This window comes from Janthinobacterium sp. GW822-FHT07H10, from assembly GCF_058798675.1.
In genome coordinates, this window is sequence record NZ_JBXAKS010000001.1 from 771,701 (window position 1) to 793,841 (window position 22,141).

17 protein-coding genes and 1 pseudogene are annotated in these 22,141 nt (G+C 64.1%); 13 read left to right on the forward strand and 5 right to left on the reverse strand.

The features are described 5' to 3' along the window. Positions 1-337: 337 nt before the first annotated feature. From AC1RDJ_RS03480 to AC1RDJ_RS03490, 3 genes are all read left to right on the forward strand, one after another. Complete coding sequence (locus AC1RDJ_RS03480) at positions 338-826, forward strand: hypothetical protein (protein WP_156894679.1); 489 nt, start codon at positions 338-340, stop codon at positions 824-826. A 72-nt stretch (positions 827-898) separates the two neighbouring features. Then, positions 899-1,789 (forward strand): hypothetical protein, encoded by an 891-nt coding sequence (locus AC1RDJ_RS03485; RefSeq protein WP_493026491.1) that lies wholly within the window; start codon positions 899-901, stop codon positions 1,787-1,789. Positions 1,790-2,100: 311 nt separating this feature from the next. Then, on the forward strand, positions 2,101-2,829 hold the full coding sequence (locus AC1RDJ_RS03490; protein WP_493026492.1) for a hypothetical protein: 729 nt from the start codon (positions 2,101-2,103) through the stop codon (positions 2,827-2,829). Positions 2,830-2,905: 76 nt separating this feature from the next. Here AC1RDJ_RS03490 and acpA read toward each other — a convergent pair whose 3' ends face one another. Further along, positions 2,906-5,038, reverse strand: coding sequence for an acid phosphatase (gene acpA / locus AC1RDJ_RS03495; protein ID WP_493026493.1), 2,133 nt, complete (start codon positions 5,036-5,038; stop codon positions 2,906-2,908). Positions 5,039-5,177: 139 nt separating this feature from the next. Between acpA and AC1RDJ_RS03500 the strand changes: the two genes are divergently transcribed. Together AC1RDJ_RS03500 and AC1RDJ_RS03505 are read left to right on the forward strand one after the other, a co-directional pair. After that, the gene (locus tag AC1RDJ_RS03500) at positions 5,178-6,479 is read left to right on the forward strand and encodes a cytochrome-c peroxidase (RefSeq protein ID WP_493026494.1); all 1,302 of its coding nucleotides are present in this window, start codon (positions 5,178-5,180) and stop codon (positions 6,477-6,479) included. A 149-nt stretch (positions 6,480-6,628) separates the two neighbouring features. Further along, on the forward strand, positions 6,629-6,958 hold the full coding sequence (locus AC1RDJ_RS03505; protein WP_071322231.1) for a hypothetical protein: 330 nt from the start codon (positions 6,629-6,631) through the stop codon (positions 6,956-6,958). A gap of 69 nt (positions 6,959-7,027) precedes the next feature. Here the strand turns inward: AC1RDJ_RS03505 and AC1RDJ_RS03510 are convergent, their stop codons facing one another. The 4 genes from AC1RDJ_RS03510 to AC1RDJ_RS03525 form a co-directional block, all read right to left on the reverse strand. Next, complete coding sequence (locus AC1RDJ_RS03510; protein ID WP_354669879.1) at positions 7,028-9,139, reverse strand: sensor domain-containing diguanylate cyclase; 2,112 nt, start codon at positions 9,137-9,139, stop codon at positions 7,028-7,030. 120 nt (positions 9,140-9,259) lie between these two features. Continuing rightward, the gene (locus tag AC1RDJ_RS03515) at positions 9,260-11,068 is read right to left on the reverse strand and encodes an ABC transporter ATP-binding protein (RefSeq protein ID WP_071322232.1); all 1,809 of its coding nucleotides are present in this window, start codon (positions 11,066-11,068) and stop codon (positions 9,260-9,262) included. Next, positions 11,058-12,809 carry an ABC transporter ATP-binding protein gene (locus tag AC1RDJ_RS03520; protein WP_493026495.1) on the reverse strand — a complete coding sequence of 584 codons (1,752 nt, stop codon included), beginning with the start codon at positions 12,807-12,809 and terminating at the stop codon, positions 11,058-11,060. Before AC1RDJ_RS03520 ends, AC1RDJ_RS03515 begins: the two co-directional genes overlap by 11 nt. A 165-nt stretch (positions 12,810-12,974) precedes the next feature. Beyond that, a complete protein-coding gene (locus tag AC1RDJ_RS03525; RefSeq protein WP_493026496.1) occupies positions 12,975-13,826 on the reverse strand; it encodes a phasin family protein in 852 nt (283 codons plus the stop codon). A gap of 379 nt (positions 13,827-14,205) precedes the next feature. Here AC1RDJ_RS03525 and AC1RDJ_RS03530 point away from each other — a divergent pair, with 379 nt between their 5' ends. From AC1RDJ_RS03530 to AC1RDJ_RS03565, 8 genes and pseudogenes are all read left to right on the forward strand, one after another. Continuing rightward, on the forward strand, positions 14,206-15,480 hold the full coding sequence (locus tag AC1RDJ_RS03530) for an amidohydrolase family protein (RefSeq protein ID WP_071322235.1): 1,275 nt from the start codon (positions 14,206-14,208) through the stop codon (positions 15,478-15,480). An 80-nt stretch (positions 15,481-15,560) separates the two neighbouring features. Further along, positions 15,561-16,079: a GNAT family N-acetyltransferase gene (locus AC1RDJ_RS03535; RefSeq protein WP_071322236.1), complete on the forward strand. Its 519-nt coding sequence runs from the start codon at positions 15,561-15,563 to the stop codon at positions 16,077-16,079. 8 nt (positions 16,080-16,087) lie between these two features. Further along, on the forward strand, positions 16,088-16,624 hold the full coding sequence (locus AC1RDJ_RS03540; RefSeq protein ID WP_493026497.1) for a GNAT family N-acetyltransferase: 537 nt from the start codon (positions 16,088-16,090) through the stop codon (positions 16,622-16,624). A 145-nt stretch (positions 16,625-16,769) separates the two neighbouring features. Further along, the gene (locus tag AC1RDJ_RS03545; RefSeq protein ID WP_156895002.1) at positions 16,770-18,014 is read left to right on the forward strand and encodes an ABC transporter substrate-binding protein; all 1,245 of its coding nucleotides are present in this window, start codon (positions 16,770-16,772) and stop codon (positions 18,012-18,014) included. 81 nt (positions 18,015-18,095) lie between these two features. Beyond that, entirely contained in the window at positions 18,096-18,986 is an 891-nt protein-coding gene (locus AC1RDJ_RS03550) for a carbohydrate ABC transporter permease (RefSeq protein WP_071322238.1), read from the forward strand. 50 nt (positions 18,987-19,036) lie between these two features. Beyond that, positions 19,037-19,939 (forward strand): carbohydrate ABC transporter permease, encoded by a 903-nt coding sequence (locus AC1RDJ_RS03555; RefSeq protein WP_493026498.1) that lies wholly within the window; start codon positions 19,037-19,039, stop codon positions 19,937-19,939. An 11-nt stretch (positions 19,940-19,950) separates the two neighbouring features. Then, positions 19,951-20,985 carry an NAD(P)-dependent alcohol dehydrogenase gene (locus AC1RDJ_RS03560; protein WP_493026499.1) on the forward strand — a complete coding sequence of 345 codons (1,035 nt, stop codon included), beginning with the start codon at positions 19,951-19,953 and terminating at the stop codon, positions 20,983-20,985. 30 nt (positions 20,986-21,015) lie between these two features. After that, positions 21,016-22,116: pseudogene (locus AC1RDJ_RS03565) on the forward strand (ABC transporter ATP-binding protein); the annotation flags it as partial. Positions 22,117-22,141: the final 25 nt, after the last annotated feature.

Genomic DNA, 22,141 nt, shown 5'->3' on the forward strand with positions numbered 1-22,141 from the left:
AGGCATCTTTGCTGTTATGCCGGAAATAGGTGGTATTGCTGGTCAAGGATGCGTTATTATTTGAAAGATAATTTAAGGTGTTTTTTGTAATTTATGGGTATCGGTTTTATCGTCATGCCAGGGAATATTCTCCCTGTAATAGATGAGTGACGTAGGAAGAGGTATTTTTGTGAATCAGGAAATTGAATACCAATGTCAAGAATTGAGCTGCCAGTCGACATACCACTCGACTGTGAATTTTTGTCCTTTTTGTGGAGTTAAGCAAACGGCCATCAAGGTAAAAATAATTTCACCTGTATTAACTGTGCCACACGTAGACAGGACTATGTCGTTGCCTATGAGTGAACAGGTCTGGACCAGCGCCTCTGAAGTTAAGGAAGATAACGCGCCGAAGGAACTGTTATTTTCAAACCCTGTTTTTTGGGAGGAGGCGCAGAAACAGTTCAATAAGAATATTGCCGATAGTGTTTCAAACGCATACTGCGATTGCGTCACTTTTGGTGTTCTAGTGCGAAATGGAAGGAAGGCTTTAGGCGTGGATTTGAGGCGAGTGGAGTCAATTGTGTCGTTGGCTTTGCAACGTTTAAATGTCGTCAATGAAAAAGGGTTGTTGGATGAACTTGATGCGCTACTACACACTTTTACAGATATTGAAAAAAGGTTAGATAAAAAGAGTCGTGTCGACGCTTTGCAAAGCGTCTGTAAGCCGCGCTTTGGTGCGATGAAGGGGGTCGATTTTGAGGTGGCAGAGCGATTTATCAACGATTTTTGTCGGAAAAATAGCGTGATGCAGCGGTCAGGTATTTGGGGGTGGAAAATTTTGTAGTGTAGGTAAGATGGCGAAGATTTTATTTGGTTTGATCATTTAGATAGAAACTTTTAGAAAACTGAGGGAAATATGAATCAATCTGATTTGGACTGGCTGAAGAACCGAGTAGCTGCGGCTGTAGACGATGATTTTTATCTGGATCGAGGTGAAGAGCGACGCATTAAAGAAGAAGCAGCCGCACGCGGTATCGTCAGTAGGGAAATAGAGTTGGTAATTCGTGAGCAGTTAGATGAGTATTCCGCAGTGTCGGAGCGTGCACTCGTGGAAGAGCTCGATAGGTTGTTGCATCAGTTTACAGACAATGACAAGAAGTTGGATCAAAAGGAGGAGCGTCTGGCGCTGAGTAAAGTAGTGAACGCGGCGTCTGGAAAACGTGTTGGACTTGATCCGCGTGTGGCAGAGGAATATGTGACAAGTTTCTGCAAAGCAAACGGTGCATCGCGTTCGACGGATACAAAAAAATGGCTTGGTTCCCAGATGGGACTGGTACTTGTCGCTATTGCAGTTGTAGGTGCTGCTATCTTCTTTGCTACTCGGCCATTGAAGGACGCGAAGGATGCGAATCCTGGTGCAGCGGCACAGGTCAATGAGAGTCGACCTGTGGGGACGAACGCAATTAAGCTCAATGAAAATGACCGTTCTGAAATCGACGATCAGTTGCGTCGTGCTTCTCTTTACATCGAGAAAGCTCAATACACTGATCCGCCGGAGAGTTCGGCTAAAGCTTCACTGGATCAAATTCGGCAGATTGACCCTGAGGGCCAATATCGTGGCGAAGAGGTCAAGGGGCTTGCCAGCAAGATAGTTGATCATTACATCAAACTAGCAGAGAAAAGTGCGGCATCGAATGATCTAGGCGCCGCTGCCAAGTGGTTGGCACGTGCGAAACTGCTGAATCGTGATCGTGAGGTAATATTGGAAAAGGAACGAGCATTAGGGCTGGTGAAGGCGGAGCGTTGAATCTGCGCTATCTCCGCCAGCAGATATAAGTAGAGTTCGTGCAATGAAGAGGGCATTCGATATGATCGTAAGCCTTCCATTGTTGCATGAGCAGTAAAGGTTGGAACGTGCCTGAAAAAGTGAATGAAATGTGCATCAACGCCGCTTGCGGCCGCTACTTGCCGCTGTGCGTGGCGCATTGTCCGTTTTGCGGCGCGCGCCAGGCCGCTGAATCTATTGTTTTACAGAAAGTATCGCCGTCCCCGGTGACGCCGCCACCGTTGCCGCCGCCGGTGCCGCGCATGCCGCCGCCTGTCCCCGTAGCTGCACCCATGTCCGTGCCGCAGCCGGCGACTGCCCCCGCGCCGCCCGCTCCGCAGCCGAGTACGGCACCTGCTGCTCCGCCGCCCAAGGCGCCGCCCGTCAAGCCTGCCGCCAGGGGCTCGGTGCCGCCGCCGCGTCCGCCCGTGCGCCTGCGCACGTGGATCGCGGCCGGGGTGGTGCTGGCTGGCATCTGGTTCATCAACAAGCCAGCCGACAAGCCGGCCAGCGTGACCGAGCAGGTAGAGGCGGCCACGGCGCTGGCGGCGCAGTGCGACCTGGACGGGGCGCGCAGCGCGCTGGCCGTGCTGAAAAGCGCCAAGGCGCCGGCCGCGCAATTGAAACGCTTGCAGGCGAGCATCACGACGGCCGCCGCCGCGTGCGAGAAGACACAGCGGCGCGAACAGGCGTGGAGCACGGCGCAGGCGTCCGTCAACCAGGCGCTCGACGGGGGCAAGCCGGATCTGGCCGCCACGCGGCTGGCCGCGCACGTGAAGCGCTGGGGCGACGATCCGGACACGCTGGAACTCGATGCCAAGGTGAAAGTGGCGCAGGCCAGCGCCCAGCTCGACGCGGCCGACGCCTGCCTGGCCAAGGGGGACCGCATCTGCCTGGAACGCAGCCTGATCGCCGCCGAGCGCTACAAGCGGCCGGAACTGGCGGCGCGCACGCAGGCGCTGCGCGCGTCGCTGTCGCAATTGCTCGAGCATTCCCTGCTCGATGCGGCCCCGGGCCAGTAGCGCCGGATAGCACGGAATGAAAAACGCCCGCCGCGGCCAGGCCGGGCGGGCGTCGCGATGCCGTCCCTGTCGACGGCTATTCTTGCGGCACCAGGGCCAGCGCCGCGCTGAAGTCGCCCATGGCCTTGCCGCCATTGGCCACCAGCGCCTTGTCGCGCGTGGTCAGGCCGTCGAGCACGGGCAGCGCAAAGCGGTGCGTGATGGCGCGCAGGATGGAGGCCGAATCGTATTGCGTATGATCAACCAATCCCTTTTTCACGTACGGCGAGACGAGGATGGCCGGCACGCGCGTGCCCGGACCCCAGCGGTCGCCCTTCGGCGGCGCGGCGTGGTCGTAGAAGCCGCCATTTTCATCGTAGGTGACGATGACCAGCATGTTCTTCCATTGCGGACTCTTTTTCAGCTGGGCGATGACGCCGGCGATATGCGCGTCGCCATCGGCCACGCTGGCATAGCCCGCGTGCTGGTTCAAGTTGCCCTGCGGCTTGTAGAAGGTCACGGCCGGCAGCTTGCCGGCGCCCGCGTCGCTGAGGAACTGGCTGTCGAAGTCGCGCAGGTGGGCGGCGCGGTAGGCGGGCGCCTTCACCGGGTCCATGCTGGCGAAGTAATTGAACGGCTGGTGGTGGAACTGGAAGTTCGGCGGGCTGGGGAAGCTGCCGGCGCGCGCGCTGGCCGTGGCCAGGGCCGTCGTGTCCTTCCAGGCGCCCGCATACCAGGCCCAGTCGATATTCTTGGCTGACAGCAGGTCGCCGATATTCGTCTGCGTCTGCTGCGGCAGGGTGGTGGCCTTGCCGGTGTCCGCATACAGCTTGCTGCTGTCGCCCGAGGCCGGGGCGTTGCTGCTGGGCTGGAAGGGCGGCTGCATGGTGTTGACGGCATAAAACATGCCCGTGCTGTCGGCCGGCGTCAGCGCGCCGTCGTTGGCGTAGGCGGGCGCGCCGTTCAGCACCGTGGTCGGCGCCGTGGCGGACGGCGTCAGGCGCAGGAAGCTGCCCTTGGCGTCGACGTCGATCTTCGCGATCGAACCCTTGGCCACCGAGGTGTCGGCGTTCGGGTAGGTGGGCGCGCAGGCGCAGATCAGGTACTGGTGGGTGAGGAAGGAGCCGCCGAACGCGCCGATGAACAGGTTGTCGGCCAGCGCATATTGCCTGGCGATGTCCCACAGCTGCATCTTGCTGCCGTCGTAATAGCCCATGGCCAGGCCGCCGGCGTCGGAATAGGCCGCGAACTTGTCGTTGGCGCCGCCGTTGATCTGCATCTGGTTGTTGTAGAAGCGGTGCACGAGGTCGCGCGTGATCACCGATTGCGGCAGGTACAGGGGGCTGTCGGCGGCATCGATCTGGAACGGCTTGTTTGGCAGGTTGGCCGACTGCGCCTGCGTGATGACGGTGCTCTGGCCGGCCGCCGTCATGCCGCCCCAGGTGGGCGGCAGCACGGGCAGGGTGCTGCCATCGATATCCTTTTGCGGCACGTAGGCGGAGGTCGACGTGGGGTTGACGCCCGGCACGCCATTGGCGCCCGGGAACAGGCCGTACAGATTGTCGAAGCCGCGGTTTTCCGCGTAGATGACGACGATGGTCTGGATATTGTTCAGCGCCAGCGCGCCGTTCAGCGCGGCCAGTGCATCGGCGGGCGCCGCCTGCGCGCTGGCGCCGGCGATCAGCGCCGTGACGCTGGCGTTTTCCGCCTTCAGTTTCGCCAGCTCGTCGCCGCTGGCCTTGTTGAAGTCGGACGCCAGTCCCGCTTCCGACACGCCGAGGCGCGCCGCCAGCTTGCTGCTGGCGGCCGCAAAGTCGCCGCCATTGCCTTCCATGACTTGCGCCAGTTCCGTCGACAGGGCGCTGACGAACGCGCCGTGGCCGGCGGGGGCGCGCAGCAGCAGTTTTTGCGTGACCTTGCTGCCGCTGTCGCCGATGGCCTCGTGGCGGATGGCGTCCGTGCCCACCGTCACCAGCACGGCGCCCTGGCCTTCCAGGCTGTAGCTGCCGTCGGCCGCCGTCCTGACGGGAGTCGAGGCGCTGTCGCACGTCAGTTTGGTCGTGCTGCTTTCCACGCAGACCTGGGCGTTTTCATAGTAGCTGCCGATGACCTGGCCCGTGATGTGCGGCATGACGGCGTAGTCGCTGCCGCAGGCCGCCAGGCCCAGCGACAGCAATAATGGCAGGGGACGTAGGACGGGAGCTAAGGTGATTCTGGCGTGCGGTTTCATGTTCATGCCTCGTGGGTGGAAAACGTCGCATGCTAGGCAGGCAATATGTCAGCTGCGTGACATGTCAGGCGCTGTTACATGACGTAATGTACGGACTTGATACATTACTTTTCGCAGGGTCTTGTCACGCAGCTGTCACATGCCGTTGCTACGCTGCCACCCCATGTTGAAACCGAATCCTTCCCTGCTGCTGGCGGCGGCCAGCGCCATCTGCCTGCTGGCCGCCTGCCAGCCCGCGCCGCCGACAGAAACCCAGGCCGCTGCTGCACCTGCCTACCTGGCGGGCGCCTACGCGCCGACGCTGAAACGCCAGCCTTCGGTACAGGAAATGACGGCCATGGGGCGCGCCATGTTCTTTGAGCCCAGCCTGTCCGTCTCGGGCAAGCTGGCCTGCGCCAGCTGTCACAGTCCCGAACACGCCTACGGCCCGCCGAACGGCCTGGCCGTGCAGCTCGGCGGCCCGGAGCTCAAGGATGCAGGCACGCGCGCGGCGCCATCCTTGCGCTATATCCAGAACGCGCCGGCCTTTACCGAGCATTTCCACGACGATGACGGCGACGACAGCGTCGACGCTGGGCCGACTGGAGGGCGCAACTGGGATGGCCGCGCCCAGTCCGGCCATGAACAGGCGCTGGCGCCCCTGCTGTCGCCGCGCGAGATGGGCAACCGCGATGCGGCGGCCGTGGTGGCCAGGTTACGGGCCGGTCCCCTGGCCGCGCAATTTCGCCGCACGTATGGCGACGATATCTTCGCGCAGCCGGGTCAGGCGCTGCGCTGGGCGCTGATGTCGCTGGAAGTGTTCCAGGAAAGTCCGGCCGACTTCTATCCGTACACGAGCAAGTACGACGCCGTGCTGCGCAAGCAAGCCGTTTTGAGCCCGCAGGAGGCGCGCGGCCTGGCCCTGTTCAATGCTGAAAACAAGGGCAATTGCGCCTCGTGCCACATCAGCCAGGTCAGCCCCGGCGGCGTCTTTCCGCAATTTACCGACTACGGCTTGATCAATCTCGGCGTGCCGCGCAACGGCCGGTTGCCGGCCAATACGGACCCGGCGTTCTTCGACCTGGGGTTGTGCGGCCCGGACCGCACCGATTTGACGCAGCACAAGGAATATTGCGGCAGCTTCAAGACGCCGTCGCTGCGCAACGTGGCGCTGCGCCAGGTGTTCTTCCATAACGGCAGTTTTGCCAGCCTCGAGCAGGTGCTGCGCTTTTACGTGCAGCGCGACACGGCGCCGCAGAAATGGTATCCGCAAGACAGGAACGGCAAGGTGCACAAATACGACGATCTGCCGCCGGGCCTGGAAGCGAACGTGAATCGGGAAGCACCGTTCGACCGCCAGCCGGGCCAGGCGCCGGCCCTGAATGAACGCGAGATCACCGACGTGATCGCCTTCCTGCACACCCTGACCGATAGCGACCAGCTGGCCCACGCCAGACACTGACAGGATGGCGAAAAGATATCAAGATACCATTGCTTACAAATACGCTACAAATCCGTGTTTTTATGTGCGTTAGCGAACGCTCGAAAATTTTATCCAGGTGTATATTGCGGACTGATCTGTGTCTTTTGATAACAATGAAAGGGAATATCATGAAAGTAAGCAAAAATTGGATGACCCTGTGCGCCGCCGGGATGATGGTCGTTGCGCTGGCCGCCTGCCAGAAGAAGGAAGATGTCGCAGCCGGTCCTGCAGAGCAAGCGGGCCAGAAGATCGATGCCGCCGCAGCCAAGGCTGAAGCCGACATCAAGGCTGCCGCCGCCAAGGCCGATGCCGCCGTGAGCCAGGCCGCTTCCGACACGGGCGCGAAGATCGACCAGGTCGCCGCTGACGCCGACAAGAAAATGACCGAAGCGGCCGATGCCGTCGGCCAGAAGGTGGAAAAAGCCGGCGAAAAGATCCAGGACGCCGCACACAAGTAATCGCTGCTCATCTGGCACAGGCCGCTTACGCCGGCCTGGCCGCTTGCAGCCAGTGACCGTGGCGGCCGCTCAGCCGGCCGCCGCCGTACCGCAGGCACCCGGGGCGTCGTCCGCAGCCGGGGCCGCCGCCATGGCGCTGCCCTTCTCCTCCTTTGTACCCAATACCACGCTCAGGTCGACATAGCCGTCGCGCCACGCCCGTTCCAGGTCTTGTTCCACCGCCTCGAGCGTCGTGCGTTCCACGTGCCGGAAGCCGCGCAAGCCATACGCCCGGTTGCGTCCGTGCGCCTTGGCCAGGTACAGCGCCATGTCGATCAGATTGACGCTGCGCTCCCAGCTCAGGGGCTGGCCCAGCGGCGACAGCGGATACGGCGCGAAACCGACGGAAACGTGCACGCCGATCGCCTGTCCCTGGTATTCGATCCTTTGCGCGGCCACGCCATTGAGGATGCGCCGCGCGATATCGTCGAGTCCATCGCGCGCGACGGCGGGCAGGAAGGCAAGGAATTCCTCGCCGCCCCAGCGCACGATCATGTCCGTTTCGCGCAACACCTCGTGCAGGGTTTCGGCGATGCTGGTCAGCACCAGGTCGCCTGCCGCATGGCCGTAGCGGTCATTGATATGCTTGAAATGGTCGACGTCGAGCAGGAACAGCGCACCGACCACGTCGCTTCCCGCGTACGTTTGCAGCGGCTTGCCCGCGTGGTTGCGCATGAATTCCTGGAAATGCCGGCGGTTGTACAGGGCCGTCAGCGGGTCGCGCGAACTTTGCCGCTTGAGTTCCTGGTTCTTCACCTTCAGCTGCACGTTCGCATGGCGTACCTTGCGGTACAGCATGCCGACGATGACGGAAGCCATGGCCAGCACCAGTGCCAGCAGCCACCACACGCGCTGCTGCAGGCGGCGGTTGTCGAGTTCGGCGCTCTTGATCTGGTTTTCGCGGCTCAGCAGCTCGATCTGGCGCTGCTTCTTTTCCATCTCATATTTTTCCTGCAGCTCGTACACGGCCTTTTGCCGCTGTTTCTCGAACAGCTGGTTGGAAATGCCCCGTTCGCGGTGGTAGGCCGTGACGGCGCCGCGCATGTCGCCCGCCTTTTCCAGCGCCTGGCCGTATTCGAGCAGCACGGCCTGCATGTCCGGCTGGTTGGCCGTGCGCTCGTAGTATTCGAGGCCCGTGGCCACGCTTTGCTTGCCTTCCTGTAAACGCCCCTGGCCGATCAGCGCTTGGCCGATGTTCAGGCGCGCCGTCGCCTCCACCTGTTCATTGTTGATCAGGCGGGCCGCCGTGATGGCCTCGTTCGCGTAGCGCAGGGTTTGCGGATAGTCGCCTTCCTTCAGATAGCTGTCCGACAGGTTGACGAGGGTGGTCGCCACCATGCCGCGGGCGCCCAGCTTGCGTTCGAGGGCCAGCGCCGCCAGCAGCGCGCGCTGGCCCCGCTGCGGCTGCTGCGCATCGAGTGCCAGGCCGTATTCCGTGTTCTTCGCCTGCGCCATGCGGCCCGGCGATTCCAGCGTGCCGGAGACGGCCAGCAATTCATCGAGCACCTGGAAGCCCTTGTCGTATTCGCGCATCTGCGTGTACAGCAGGGTGAGGGCGTTCAGGGCGGCGGCCAGGCTGGACGGCGAATCGCTCTGGCGCGCCAGGTCGACGGCGGCCTGCAGCTTGGCCAGCGCGGACGGGAAATTGCCTTCTTCGGCCCACGACTGGCCCGCGCTGATGGTCGCCTGCACGCGCACGGGCAAGTCGTCCGTGCGGTTGGCGATCTTTTCTGCCTCGAAGGCCAGCAGGTGCGAGGCGCGGCGCTCGTTCATGGCGAACGTGATGTAGGCCTTGCACAGCATGCCTTTGGCCAGCGCCACGTCGTTATTGTGCTGGCGGGCGTAGGCGATCAATTCCTCGGCCAGCTGCATGGCGATATCGTTCTGCCCCAGGCGCATGCGCACGGTGCTCAGCTGGGTGAGGAATTCGGCGCGCACCGCCAGGGGCGCGCTGCGCGCCTGCGTTTCCACTTCCTGCAGGCGCAGCAGGGCGCGGTCCGGCACGAAGCGGCCATCCTCGCGCACGGCGTCGATGCGCTGCAGCAGCTCGTCCTGGGCGCCGGCGGCGGGCGGCAGCAGGCATGCCAGTGCCAGCAGCCAATGCGCCTTCCGCCATGATGCCCGTTTCTCTCTGCCTGCCAACTTCCCGCCCCCGCAATGACACTCTTGTCTGCAAAGATTATATTCTGTTGCAATCAAGAAATATCACGCGGCTTGCAGAAATTTACGAAAGTGCACACTCCCGGCATTGACAAAACAGCATTACTGCGCCAGCTGCTGCAGCAGGTACAGGCGCTGGTACAGGCCGCCTTCGATCTGCATCAGGCTGTCGTGCGGCCCCGACTCCGTGATGCGGCCATGATTGAGCACGATGATGGTGTCGGCATCGCGGATGGTCGACAGGCGGTGGGCGATGGCGATGATGGTCACCTTGCCGCGCAATTCGTTGAGGGCCAGTTGCACGATCTGCTCCGTCTGGCTATCGATGCGCGACGTCGCTTCGTCGAGCAGCAGGATGCGCGGCTGGCCGGCCAGCGCGCGGGCGATGGCGATCAGCTGCTTCTGTCCCGACGACAGGCGCGAGCCGCCTTCGCCCAGCGGCGTGTCGTAGCCGTGCTCCAGCGCCGCGATGAAGTCGTGTGCATGCGCGGCGCGCGCGGCCGTCTCGATCTGCGCCTGCGTGTAGCCGCGGCCCATGTCGATGTTTTCGCGCGCCGAGGCGGCCAGCAGGAACGGGTCTTGCGGCACCAGGCCCACGTCGGCGCGGAAGTGCTCGTTGTCGATGCTGTCGAGGGCGGCGCCGTTGATGGCGATGCTGCCCTGCGTGACGGGATAAAAGCGCAGCAGCAGGGACAGCAGGGTCGACTTGCCGCTGCCCGTGTGGCCGACGATGCCGAAGAAGGCGCCGTGCGGAATCTGCAGCGACAGGTCGTGCAGCACGGGCTGGTTTTCCACGTAGGCGAACGTCAGGTGCGCGATGTCGACGGCGGGCGTGTCGATGCCGGCCGCCGCATGCCGCAGGGCCGGTGTTGCCTGCTTCGGCGCGTGTTCGAGCGCCTGCGTTTCGTCGAGCAGGGCCGAGACGCGCGCCGTCGCCACCACCGACTGCTGCAGCTGGCTGAACTGCATGGTGATCTGGATCAGCGGCTCGATCACGCGCGCGATGTAGCTGATGAACGCATACAGCACGCCTACTTCCACGGCGCCCATTTCGCGGCGGCCGAAGCTGAAGATGACGACGGCCAGCAGCACGATATTGAGCATGTCGAGCGCGGGGCGCAGCAGCCAGGCGTTGGCGCGCAATTCCTGCATGCGCGCCGTGTAGTGGTCCTGGTTGATGCCCGTGAAGCGCGCGCCGAAGCGCTTTTCCGCGTTATTCGCCTGCAGCACGCTCATGCCGCCGATCGATTCGGCGATCTGCCCGTTGATTTCGCTGCGCAGGGCGCGCGCGCGCGTGACGGCCGGCGCGCTCCAGCGCTGGTACAGGAAGACGATGACCAGCACGGCCGGCAGCAGGGCCAGCACGATCAGCATCAAGCGCCAGTCGAGGAAGGCCATGGCGGCCATGGTGCCGACGAGGACGATGGTGCTGTCGAGGATGACGAACAGCACCTGCACGTACAGCGATTTCACCGCTTCCGTGTCGTTGGTGACGCGGCTCACCAGCTGGCCCGTGATGGCGCGGTCGAAGAAGGCCATGGGCAGGCGCAGCACGTGCTGGTAGACGGTTTCGCGCAGGCGCTGCACGGAACGCATGGCCAGGCCGGACAGGCGCACCAGCTGCAGATAGCGCAGGCCGGAAGCGACCCAGCCCGTCAGCAGGCAGCCGCCCAGCAGCAATGCCATGCGCGTCCAGTCCAGGTGGCGCGGCAGCAGGTGCTGGTCGATCAGGGCCTTGCCCAAAATGGGGCCCGTCACTTCGAGGGCGGCGGCGATGATCAGCCAGAACGTGGCCCAGTTCAAGTGGCCGATGTCGGGTGCGGCGGCGCGGCGCAGCAGGCCGATCGCCTGCATGGCCTGGCGGCGCACGGATTGCGTGGCGGTGCTGGCTTGGTCGGTCTTAGATGGCATCGAGGCTGGCCTCCAGTTGTTGATAGCGCCACTGGCTGGCATACCAGCCATCGCGCTGCATCAGCGCGTCGTGGTTGCCCGTTTCCGTGACGTGGCCATCGCGCAGGACGAGGATCAGGTCCGCGTTGACGACGGCGCTCAGGCGGTGGCTGGCGATGATGGCGCTGCGCTCGGGGCGCTTGCGGCGCAGTTCTTCCAGGTGCTGCAGGATGCGCGTTTCCGTGCCCGTGTCGACGGCGGAGAGGGCATCGTCGAGCAGCAGCAGGCCATTGTCGGCCAGCAGGGCGCGGGAAATCGCCACGCGCTGGCGCTGGCCGCCGGACAGGGTGATGCCCTTTTCGCCCACGTGGGTGGCATAGCCATCGGGGAATTGCAAAATATCGGCATGGATGTCGGCCAGCTGCGCCGCCCGCTCCACTTCCTCGCGCGTGGCGCCGGGGCGGGCCAGCGCGATGTTGTCGGCGATGGTGGCGGAGAACAGGAACGATTCCTGCGGCACCCAGCTGATGGCCGCGCGCAGCGCATGCAGGGTGTAGGCGTCGAGCGCCTGGCCGTTCCATGTGGCCGTGCCCGATTGCGGCGTGACCTGGCGCAGCAGCACGCGCAGCAGCGTCGACTTGCCGCTGCCCGTCGGACCGACCAAACCCAGGGTCTGGCCCGGCAGCAGGCGCAGCGAGATGCCGGACAGCGCCGGCGCCGTCTGGCCCGCATACGCAAAGCCGATGTCCTGCAATTGCAGGGGACCGGGCGTCAGCGTATCAATCGTGCCATGGTCGTCGATGGCCAGCGGCGCGTCCAGCATCGGCTGCAGCCGCTGCCAGGCGGCACGGCCCCGTTCGATCAGGGAGAGCACCCAGCCGGCGGCGAACATGGGCCAGATCAGCTGTCCCAGGTACATGGAAAAGCTCGTCAGCGCGCCGATGGTCAGCTGGTCTTGCCATACCAGATAGCCGCCCAGGCCCAGGGTCAGCGCCGTGGCGGCCGTCAGGGTCAGGCCGACGGCCGGTTCATATGCCGCTTCCCAGCGCTGCGCCGTCAGGCTGGCGTTCGCCGCGTGGCCGGCCAGGGTGGAGAACTGCTTGCTGCTGCGCTCTTCCAGGCCCAGCGCACGCAGGGTGCGCACGCCCGACAGCGATTCCTGCACGTGGTCGTTCAGCGCGGAAAAGCGTTTCAGCGAATCCGTCGACGCCGTGTGGATATGGCTGGAGATGCGCCAGAAGGCCAGTCCCATCAGCGGGAAGGGCAAGAGGGCGATGCAGGCCAGGCGCCAGTCCACGCCCAGCAGCATGATGCCGAGCACCATCAGCAGGGTCAGGGTGCCGTCGAAGCCGGCCAGCATGGCTTCGCCGGCGGCCATTTCGATGGCGTCGATATCGTTGGTCGCCAGCGCCATCAGGTCGCCCGTGCGCTGGTTCTGGTAAAACGACGCGCCCTGCTGCGACATGCGCGTGTAGAAGCGCGTGCGCAGCATCACGCCCAGCTGGTAGGCGGCCTTGAACAGGGTGATGCGCCAGCCCACGCGCAGGAAGTAGATGACGACGCCGACAGCGAGCAGGGTCAGCAGCTCCAGCCACAGTTCGGCAGCCGTCATGCGGTGCGCGGCCAGCGCGTCGATGATGGCGCCCACGCGGCGCGGTATCCAGACAGTTAGTGTTGCCACGCCCGTCAGCATGACGGCGGCGGCGGCATACGCCGGCCAATGCTGACGCACGAAGCCGGCGATGAGCCTCGATAAACTCATGGTTACCTTTTGTTTTGCAGTAATGGGGTGTCGCGGGGCGGAAGGACGGGCACGCGGACGGAAAGTACGCGTAGGATACAACACGGCGGAAAAATGCGCTGCGGACGGGCACGCAAAAAACGGGCCGTAGCCCGTTGTGGTGTTGCCTGCCGTCCTGCGCGATGCTTACTTGCGGCCGCTGCCTTTGCCGCCGCCGAGCATGTCGAGCTGTTTCGACGGCGTGCCCTTGGCGGCAGGCTTGGCTGCCGGCGCGTGGGCGGGCTTCACGGCCGCCTTGGTCACGGTCTTGCTGGCGGCGCTGGCCGGCTTGGCGGCCGGTTTGCTGGGTGGAAGCGGCTTGGCTGCCGGCTTGGCCACTGCGGGCGCAGCGGCGGCTTTTGCGGGCGTAGCTGCTGGGGCCGGGGCTGGCTTGACGGCTTCAGGCTTGGCGACCGGTTGCGCTTCCACGGCTTTCGCGGCAGGCTTGTCGGCGGCCTTGGCTGCCGGTGCCGGTGCCGGTGCTGCAGCGGGGGCGGCCTTGGCGACCGGCTTGGTCACTTCGACGGGCTGGGCCGGTGCAGGCTGGGCGACGACGGGCGCCGCGGCCGCTGCTGGCGCTGGCACAGGTGCAGGCACGGCAGCCGGCTTGGACGCGGGCGCGACGACGGCCAGCGTTGGCTTGGCCGCCACGGGAGCAGGGGCGGCTTCATCGAGGCGGGCCTTGGCCGAAGCCAGCAATTCCGCCTGCGTGCTCGAGGCGATGCCGAACAGCTGGCGGCTGTAGGCCAGCACGCTTTCGATATTCGGCTGCGCCTGGCTGCTGCTGTAGCTGAAGAAATCGCGCGGATCCTGCGTTTCCAGCAGGTGCTGCGCCGTTTCGGCCGTGTGCGACAGGGCGGCCTTGCCCGCGTTCAGGTTCAGCGCGATGATTTTCTCGGCGCTTTCAAAGACTTTGCTGGTGATGGTGCTAAAAATCTGCAACTGGCTTTCCAGTTGCGATTTGGCGGCACTGGAAAATTGTTCAGGAATTGGAAACATATTTACTCCTTTATACGGATTAAAATGCTGGCAAAACGCTCTGCAAAATCCCGAAAACCAGAGTTGGCCGCGTTTTGTAAAGTATGTAGCGTGCTGAATAGCTGATCATAGGCTGATTTTGATGCAACGCAATATGAATATTCTAGCGGTGATTCGAGTTGGTTGAAAGTTATTTTTATCTTACCGGTTGCCATGGGCGTGCAGGATTCATCAGCCTGTCACTGTATGCTGCACATTTGCGCCTGCGCAAGGTGCCCACCGCGATTCTATGGCTATGTTTTTGCCAGTCGCTATATTTTTGCACTGCAGCATCCGCGCGAAAGTAGATGCAATGGCAATGATGCCCTTGTTCCAAGTCGCCTACCAAAGGAGTGTCCGCATGGACCTAGTCATCCGCAATGCCAGCCTGCCCGACGGGCGCCGCGCCATCGATATCGCCATCGAGGACGGGCGCATCGCCGCCGTCGGCCCCGCCTTGCCCGTGCAAGGGGCGCAGGAAATCGACGCCGAAGGCGACCTGGTCACGCCGCCATTCGTCGACGCCCACTTTCACATGGACGCCACGCTCAGCTACGGCTTGCCGCGCGTCAACGCGTCCGGCACCCTGCTCGAAGGCATCGCCGTCTGGGGCGAGCTGAAACCGCAGCTGACGCAGGACGCACTGGTCGAACGCGCCCTCCAGTATTGCGACTGGGCCGTGGCGCGCGGCTTGCTGGCCATCCGCTCGCACGTGGATATCTGCGACCCGCGCCTGCTGGCCGTGGAAGCGCTGCTCGACGTCAGGCGCCAGGTGGCGCCCTACCTGGACTTGCAGCTGGTGGCCTTCCCGCAGGACGGCATCCTGCGCAGCGCGGGCGCCTTCGACAACCTGAAGCGCGCGATCGCCATGGGCGTCGACGTGGTGGGCGGCATCCCGCATTTCGAGCGCACGATGGCCGATGGCGCGGAATCCGTGCGGTTGCTGTGCGAATTTGCCTGCGAACGGGGGCTGATGGTGGACATGCATTGCGACGAGTCGGACGACCCGCTGTCGCGGCATATCGAGACCCTGGCCTTCCACAGCCAGCGCCTCGGCATGCAGGGCAGGGTGACGGGCTCGCACCTGACATCCATGCACTCGATGGACAATTATTATGTGAGCAAACTCCTGCCGCTGATCCGCGAGGCGGGCGTGGCGGCCATTGCCAATCCCCTCATCAACATCACCCTGCAGGCGCGCCACGACACCTATCCGAAGCGGCGCGGCATGACGCGCGTGCCCGAGATGCTGGCCGCCGGCATCCCCGTCGCCTTTGGCCACGACTGCGTGATGGACCCGTGGTACAGCCTCGGTTCGGGCGACATGCTGGAAGTGGCGCACATGGGGCTGCACGTGGCGCAGATGACGGGCCAGCAAGCCATGCACGACTGCTTCCTGGCCGTCACCGAGACGCCGGCCGCCATCCTCGGCCTGGACGGCTACGGCATCGCGCCCGGCTGCCATGCGGACCTGGTGATCCTCGACTGCGGCTCCACGGTGGAAGCGTTGCGCCTGCGCGCGGCGCGGCGCCTGGTGCTACGCCGCGGCAAGGTGCTCAGCGAAGCGCCGCGCGCGGCGTCGCGCCTGCACCTGCCGGGCCGCCCGGACAGCGTGAACTTCCGCCTGGGGCGCTGACCCATGGATGCGCGTGCCACTGGACGGCCCAGCGCAAATCCCCGACAATCGTTGCACACTTTTGCTGCTGGAGCCGCACCTTGAAAGAAATTGACATCCGTCCCGCCCGGGAATCCGACTTCGACGCCATGTGGCCGATCTTCCAGACGCTGGTGGCCGGCGGCGACACTTATTCCTTCCCCGCCGACACCTCGCGCGAAGAGTGCCACGCCTACTGGTTCGGCCCCGGCGTGCAAAGCTTCGTCGCCGTGATGGGCAGCGAGCGCCTGCTGGGCATGTACAAGCTGGTGGCGAACCAGCCGGGCCATGGCGCGCACGTGGCCAATGCCTCGTTCATGGTCGATCCGGCCGCGCAGGGCGTGGGCGTGGGCCGCATGCTGGGCGTGCACTGCATGGAGGAAGCGCGCCGCGCCGGCTACCTGGCGATGCAGTTCAACTTCGTCGTCAGCACCAACCTGGCCGCCGTCACCCTGTGGAAAAAGCTGGGCTTTACCGTGGTCGCCACCCTGCCGCTGGCCTACCGCCACGCGCAGCTCGGCTATGTCGACGCCTACGTGATGTACCAGCTGCTGACCGACCCGATGCAGTGGCCGGCATGAGCGGCGCCATGACAGAGTCGATGACGGTCATCGAGACGCCGCGTCTGCGCCTGCGCACCGCCACCCTGGACGATGCGGCCTTTTACATGGAGCTGGTCAACGACCCGTCGTGGATCGCCAATATCGGCCAGCGTAACATCCACACGCTGGAGGCGGCCCGCGCGGCGCTGAAAACGGGCCCGATGGCGCAACAGCGTGAACTGGGCTATTCCTTTTACATCATTGAACTGCGCAGCGAGGGCTTGGCCATCGGCATGTGCGGATTGATCAAGCGCGCCACCATGCCCGGGCCTGACATCGGCTACGCGCTGCTGCCGGCGCATTGCGGCCAGGGCCTGGCCTGGGAGGCGTCCGCCGGCGTGCTGCGCCACACCCGCGACGTGCTGCGCGTGCCCACCCTGTATGGCCTGACTTCGCCCAGCAACCAGCCCTCGATCAATCTGCTCAACAAGCTTGGTTTGCGCTTCGAGCGCTTTTCGCGCCAGCCGCTGGGCGGCAAGGATTCGAATATTTACCGTCGCGATTTTTTGCGTACAGATGCGTGAAAAATAGTATTTGAAAACTGGCCGCTTTTGCAGTGGTGGCAGGCCGTCTTTGTTTTTATAGTGGACTCACCGGTGGAAGACCGCCGGACTATAAAAATGGAGACTCGTGATGAAAATCGTTACTGCTATTGCATGGGGCGGCGTCATGTCCGCCGCCTGCGTGTCGATGTCGGCGGCATCGGCGCAAAGCTGCTCGGTGCCGGTGCTCAAGGTGCTGGCGCAAAAAAGCCTGGGCCTGACCGTGATGGAAAAGACCCTCGCCGAGTATGAAAAGAAAAACGGCACCAAGGTGCAGATCAGCTATTTCGGCGAAAACGACCGCCGCTCCAAGGCCCGCCTCGACGCCTCCACCAAGGCCGGCTCCTACCAGATCTACTACATCGATGAAGCCAACGTGGCCGAATTCGCCACGGCCGGCTGGGTCGTGCCCCTGCTCAAATACCTGCCGAAGGATGCCGATTACGACGACTTCCTGCCTGGCCGCCGCGCCGTCGCCTCGTACAAGGGCGTGGCGTATTTCGCCCCCCTGATCGGCGGCAGCGACTTCCTGTTCTACCGCCGCGACCTGCTGGAAAAGGCCGGCATCGCCGTGCCGAAGACGCTCGACGAGCTGGTGGCCGCCGTGAAAAAACTGAATAGCCCGCCGAATGTCTACGGCTGGGCGGCGCGGGGCCAGCGCGGCTCGGGCATGAATGTCTGGCGCTGGGCGCCGTTCATGCTGGCCGCCGGCGGCAAGTGGGAAAGCAATGGCGTGCCGACCTTCAATTCGCCGCAGGCCGTGAAGGCCACCACCCTGTACCGCGACCTGTTCAAGTATTCGCCGCCGGGCGGCGCCACCTACGACTGGAGCAATGCGCTCGAAGCGTTCAGGTCGGGCAAGGTGGCCTTCATGATCGAGTCGACGCCGTTCGCCGACTGGATGGAAGACCCGAAAAAATCCTCGGTGGTCGACAAGGTCGGCTATGTGCGCCCGCCCGCGCCGCTGGCGTCGGCCGCCTACGGCCACGGCCTGGCCATTTCCGCCACGGGCGCGAAGGATGAATGCACGCGCCAGGCGGCCGGCAAGTTCATCGCCTGGGCCACGGGCAAGGAACAGGAGCAGGCGCGCCTGAAGGACAACGTCTTCAGCGATTACAACCGCAGCAGCACCATCGCCAGCGACTACTTCCGCAAGCACGTCAAGCCGCAGATCCAGGCCGGCCTGACGGACACCACGCCCGTCTCGCGCGTCACCATCTGGCCCAGCCCCGAGTGGCCGGACATCGGCGACAACCTCGGCGTCGTGCTGGAGGAGGTGTTTACGGGCACGCGCGGCGACGTGCAGAGCGCGCTCGACGAAGCCAACGAGTACGCCACGGACGTGATGCAGCGGGCGCAAAAAAGAAAGTAATCCCCATGCCGTGTAGCCGCCGCCCGCCAAGGTGGCGGCACAGTTTTCTGTGCCTGACAGTCCGTTGCGAGAGTCTCTCCTATGCCGCACTCCATCCGTAAACAACGCCATACCTGGCTGCCGGCCGTGTTCCTCACGCTGCCGCTGCTGGTCCTGCTGGTACTGGGCCTGGTGCCCAGCATCGCCGCCATCAACCTGGCCCTGCAAAACCGCGTGCTGCGCTACAGCGACAGCGACTACGTGGGCTTTGCCAATTTTCTCCGCCTGTTCGGCGACCGCCGCTTCGTCAATGCCGTGCAGGTGTCGGCCATCTGGGAAGTGGTCACCGTGGCCGGCTCGCTGATCGTCGGCGTGCTGCTGGCTGTGTTCCTGTTCGAGAGAATCAAGGGGCGTACCCGCGACGTCATCGCGCTGCTCCTGATCGTGCCGGTGCTGCTGCCGCGCGTGTCGGCTGCCTTCATCTGGAAGTTCATGTATTCGCCGCTGATGGGCATCCTCAACTGGCTGCTCGAATGCGTGGGACTGGGCGGCAGCGCCTTGCTGTCCGACCCCGCCACGGCCCTGTATGCGGTGGCGCTGGTCGACATCTGGCAGTGGGGCCTGTTCTTCGGTGCCGTCATCCTGAAACTGCTGGAAACCCTGCCGGCCGAACCGCTGGAAGCGGCACGCCTCGACTACGCCAGCACCGTGCAGGTGTATGCGTACATCGCGCTGCCGATGCTGAAGGTGCCCATCATGAGCCTCGTCTTCATCAAGATGGTCGAGTCGCTGCGCTCGTTCGACCTGATCTACGTGATGACCAAGGGCGGCCCCGGCATCTCCACCGAAACCCTGGACATGTACGCCTATGCGCAAGGCATCGGCCTGATGGGCAAGGTGTCGTACGCGTCCAGCATGGCCGTGCTGATGATGCTGGCCACGACTGTCATCTTCACCTTACTCTGGAAGCGGGTCGCCAAATGGGAAAACTGACCAGGAACACCCTAAGCAAACCTACCGCGCAGCGCGATTTGCGGCCTTCGATGCTCACTGTGCCTGCGCACAGCTCCGCTTCTCGGCCACAACTCACACCTGCTCGCAACGGTTTTGTCAGGTGTCTTAGGGGGCTGCGCACCCTGGGCGGCGTTGGCGCCGTCACCACCACCGCCATCACCACGGTGATCGTGCTGGTGGCGCTGTTCCCCATCCTGTGGGCCGTGCTCAATTCCTTCAAGGAGCTGATGGACATCGTCACGCCCGTGCCGCGCTTTTTCTTCAGCCCGACCCTGGCCAACTACAAACAGGTGCTGGCCAGCCCGGAAGTGCTGACGGGACTGGGCAACAGCGTGGCCATCGTCGGCGTGGCCGTGCTGCTGGGCGCCGTGCTGGGCGTGCCGGCCGCGTATGCGATCGCCCGCTATCCGATCCCGGCCAAGAAGGATATCCAGTTCTTCCTGCTGTCCCTGCGCTTCCTGCCGCCGGTGGCCGTCGCCATTCCGCTGATCTCGATCTGGATCGACCTGGGCCTGTACGACTCGCGCCTGTCGATGGTGGTGACGTATCTGCTGGTGACCCTGTCGACCATCATCTGGCTGTCGATTCCCGCGTTTGCCCGCATCCCGAAGGAGATCGAGGAAGCGGCCGCGCTCGACGGCTACGGTCCCTACCAGGTGTTCTGGCACGTGGCCCTGCCGGTGGCGTCGAAGACCCTGATGGGCGGCATCGTCTTCAGCTTCGTGCTGGTCTGGAATGAACTGATGATCGCGCTGGCGCTCACCTCGTCGAAGAGCATGACCCTGCCCGTGGTGGCGTCGGCGTTTACCTCGATGGGCCAGGAAGTGCCGTGGGGCGTGGTGAACGCCTCCACCGTGCTGCTGGCGCTGCCGCCGCTGCTGTTCGTCGGCATCCTGGGACGGCTGCTCAACTCCATGCTCAAACATAAATAAGGAAGGCTATCATGCAAGCACTCGTACTGGAACAGGCGGAAAAAATCACCTTGCGTGACATCGACGTGCCGCTCCTCGTCGGCCCGCGCGACGTGAAGATCAAGGTGCACACGGTGGGCATCTGCGGCAGCGACGTCCACTATTTCAAGCATGGCAGGATCGGCCCCTTCGCGGTCGAGGCACCCATGGTGCTCGGCCACGAAGCTTCCGGCGTGGTGGCCGAGGTGGGCGAGGAAGTGACGCACCTGAAAGTGGGCGACCGCGTCTGCATGGAGCCGGGCGTGCCGCAGTTCGACTCGCCCGCCACCATGCGCGGCCTGTACAACCTCGACCCCGCCGTGCGCTTCTGGGCCACGCCGCCCATCCACGGCTGCCTCACGCCGTATGTCGTGCATCCTGCCGCGTTCACCTTCAAGCTGCCCGATAGCGTCAGCTTCGGCGAAGGCGCCATCGTCGAGCCGCTGGCCATCGGCCTGCAGGCGGCGAAAAAGGCGGCCATCAAGCCGGGCGACGTGGCCGTGGTGATCGGCGCCGGCACCATCGGCGCCATGAACGCGCTGGCCGCGCTGGCGGGCGGCTGCTCGCGCGTGATCCTGGCCGACCTGGTGCCGGAAAAGCTGGCCCTGTTTGCCGGCAATCCCGCCGTGACCACGGTCGACGTGCGCCACGCCAGCCTGGCGGACACCGTGCGCGAGGCCACCGATGGCTGGGGCGCCGACATCGTCTTCGAAGCCAGCGGCAGCATGCGCGCCTATGACAACATCATCGACCTGCTGTGCCCGAACGGCTGCCTGGTGCTGGTCGGCATGCCGCCGGATACGGTGCCCTTCGATATCGTCGCCATCCAGGCCAAGGAAGTGCGCATCGAATCCGTGTTCCGCTACGCGAACATCTTCCCCCGCGCCATCGCGCTGCTGGCCTCGGGCAAGATCGACGTGAAGCCCTTCATTTCGCGCACCTTCGGCTTTGCCGATGGCGTGCAGGCGTTCGAGGAGGCGGCCCAGGGCCACCCGCGCGACGTCAAGATCCAGATCGAGCTGGCCTGAACCAGCCCCCAAGAAAGCGGAGACAAGACCATGGCAAATATCGCCTGCAGGCAGCTGCACAAGACTTATGACGAGAAGACGGCCGTGCTGCAGCCGTTCGACCTGGAGATAGACGACGGCGAATTCATCGTCCTGCTGGGGCCATCGGGCTGCGGCAAGTCGACCCTGCTGCGCATGATCGCGGGGCTGGAGGACATCAGCGGCGGCGAGCTGCTGATCGGCGGCGCCGTCGTCAACGACTTGCCGCCGCGCGCGCGCAACGTGGCGATGGTGTTCCAGAACTATGCGCTGTACCCGCACATGACGGTGTACGACAATATCGCCTTCGGCCTGCGCCGCCTGAAGGTGCCGAACGACGAAATCGAGCGCCGCGTGCGCGAAGTGGCGGCCATCCTCAGCCTGGACAGCCTGCTTGACCGCAAGCCGCGCGCCATGTCGGGCGGCCAGCAGCAGCGCACGGCCATCGCGCGCGCCATGATCAAGACGCCGCAGGTATTCCTGTTCGACGAACCGCTGTCGAACCTCGACGCCAAGCTGCGCGCGCAGCTGCGCGCCGACATCAAGCGCCTGCACCGCCGCCTGCGCACCACCACCCTGTACGTCACGCACGACCAGCTCGAGGCGATGACCCTGGCCGACAGGGTGGTGCTGATGAAGGGCGGGCATATCGAGCAGATCGGCACGCCGGCCGAGCTGTACAACCACCCGCGCACGCTGTTTGCGGCCGGCTTCATCGGCACGCCGGCGATGAATTTCATCGATGGCGTCATCGAAAAAGAGAACGGGCAAACGGTGCTCGTGTGCGCCGGCTACCGCTGGCCCTTGATTTCGCCCCGCTTTGCCGCGCTGCCAGCGGGGGGACGCGTGGTTTTCGGCCTGCGCCCGAACCATTTGCGCGCGGCCACGCAGCTGGAGCAGCGGCAGCCGCAGGCGGGCAGCCATGGCCTGGCGTGCGCGGTCGACCTGGTCGAGCTGCTGGGGGCGGAGGCGCTGATCAGCTTTCAGTGCGGCGCCCTGACCCTGTCGGCCCTGCTGCCGGCGAATGCGGCCAACAGCGCGGCGCAGGTGGGGCAGAGCCTGGCGCTGGCCTTCGACGAGGAGCACATGCACCTGTTCGACGCCGACAGCGGGCTGGCAGTGGCCGCCGGCTGACGTC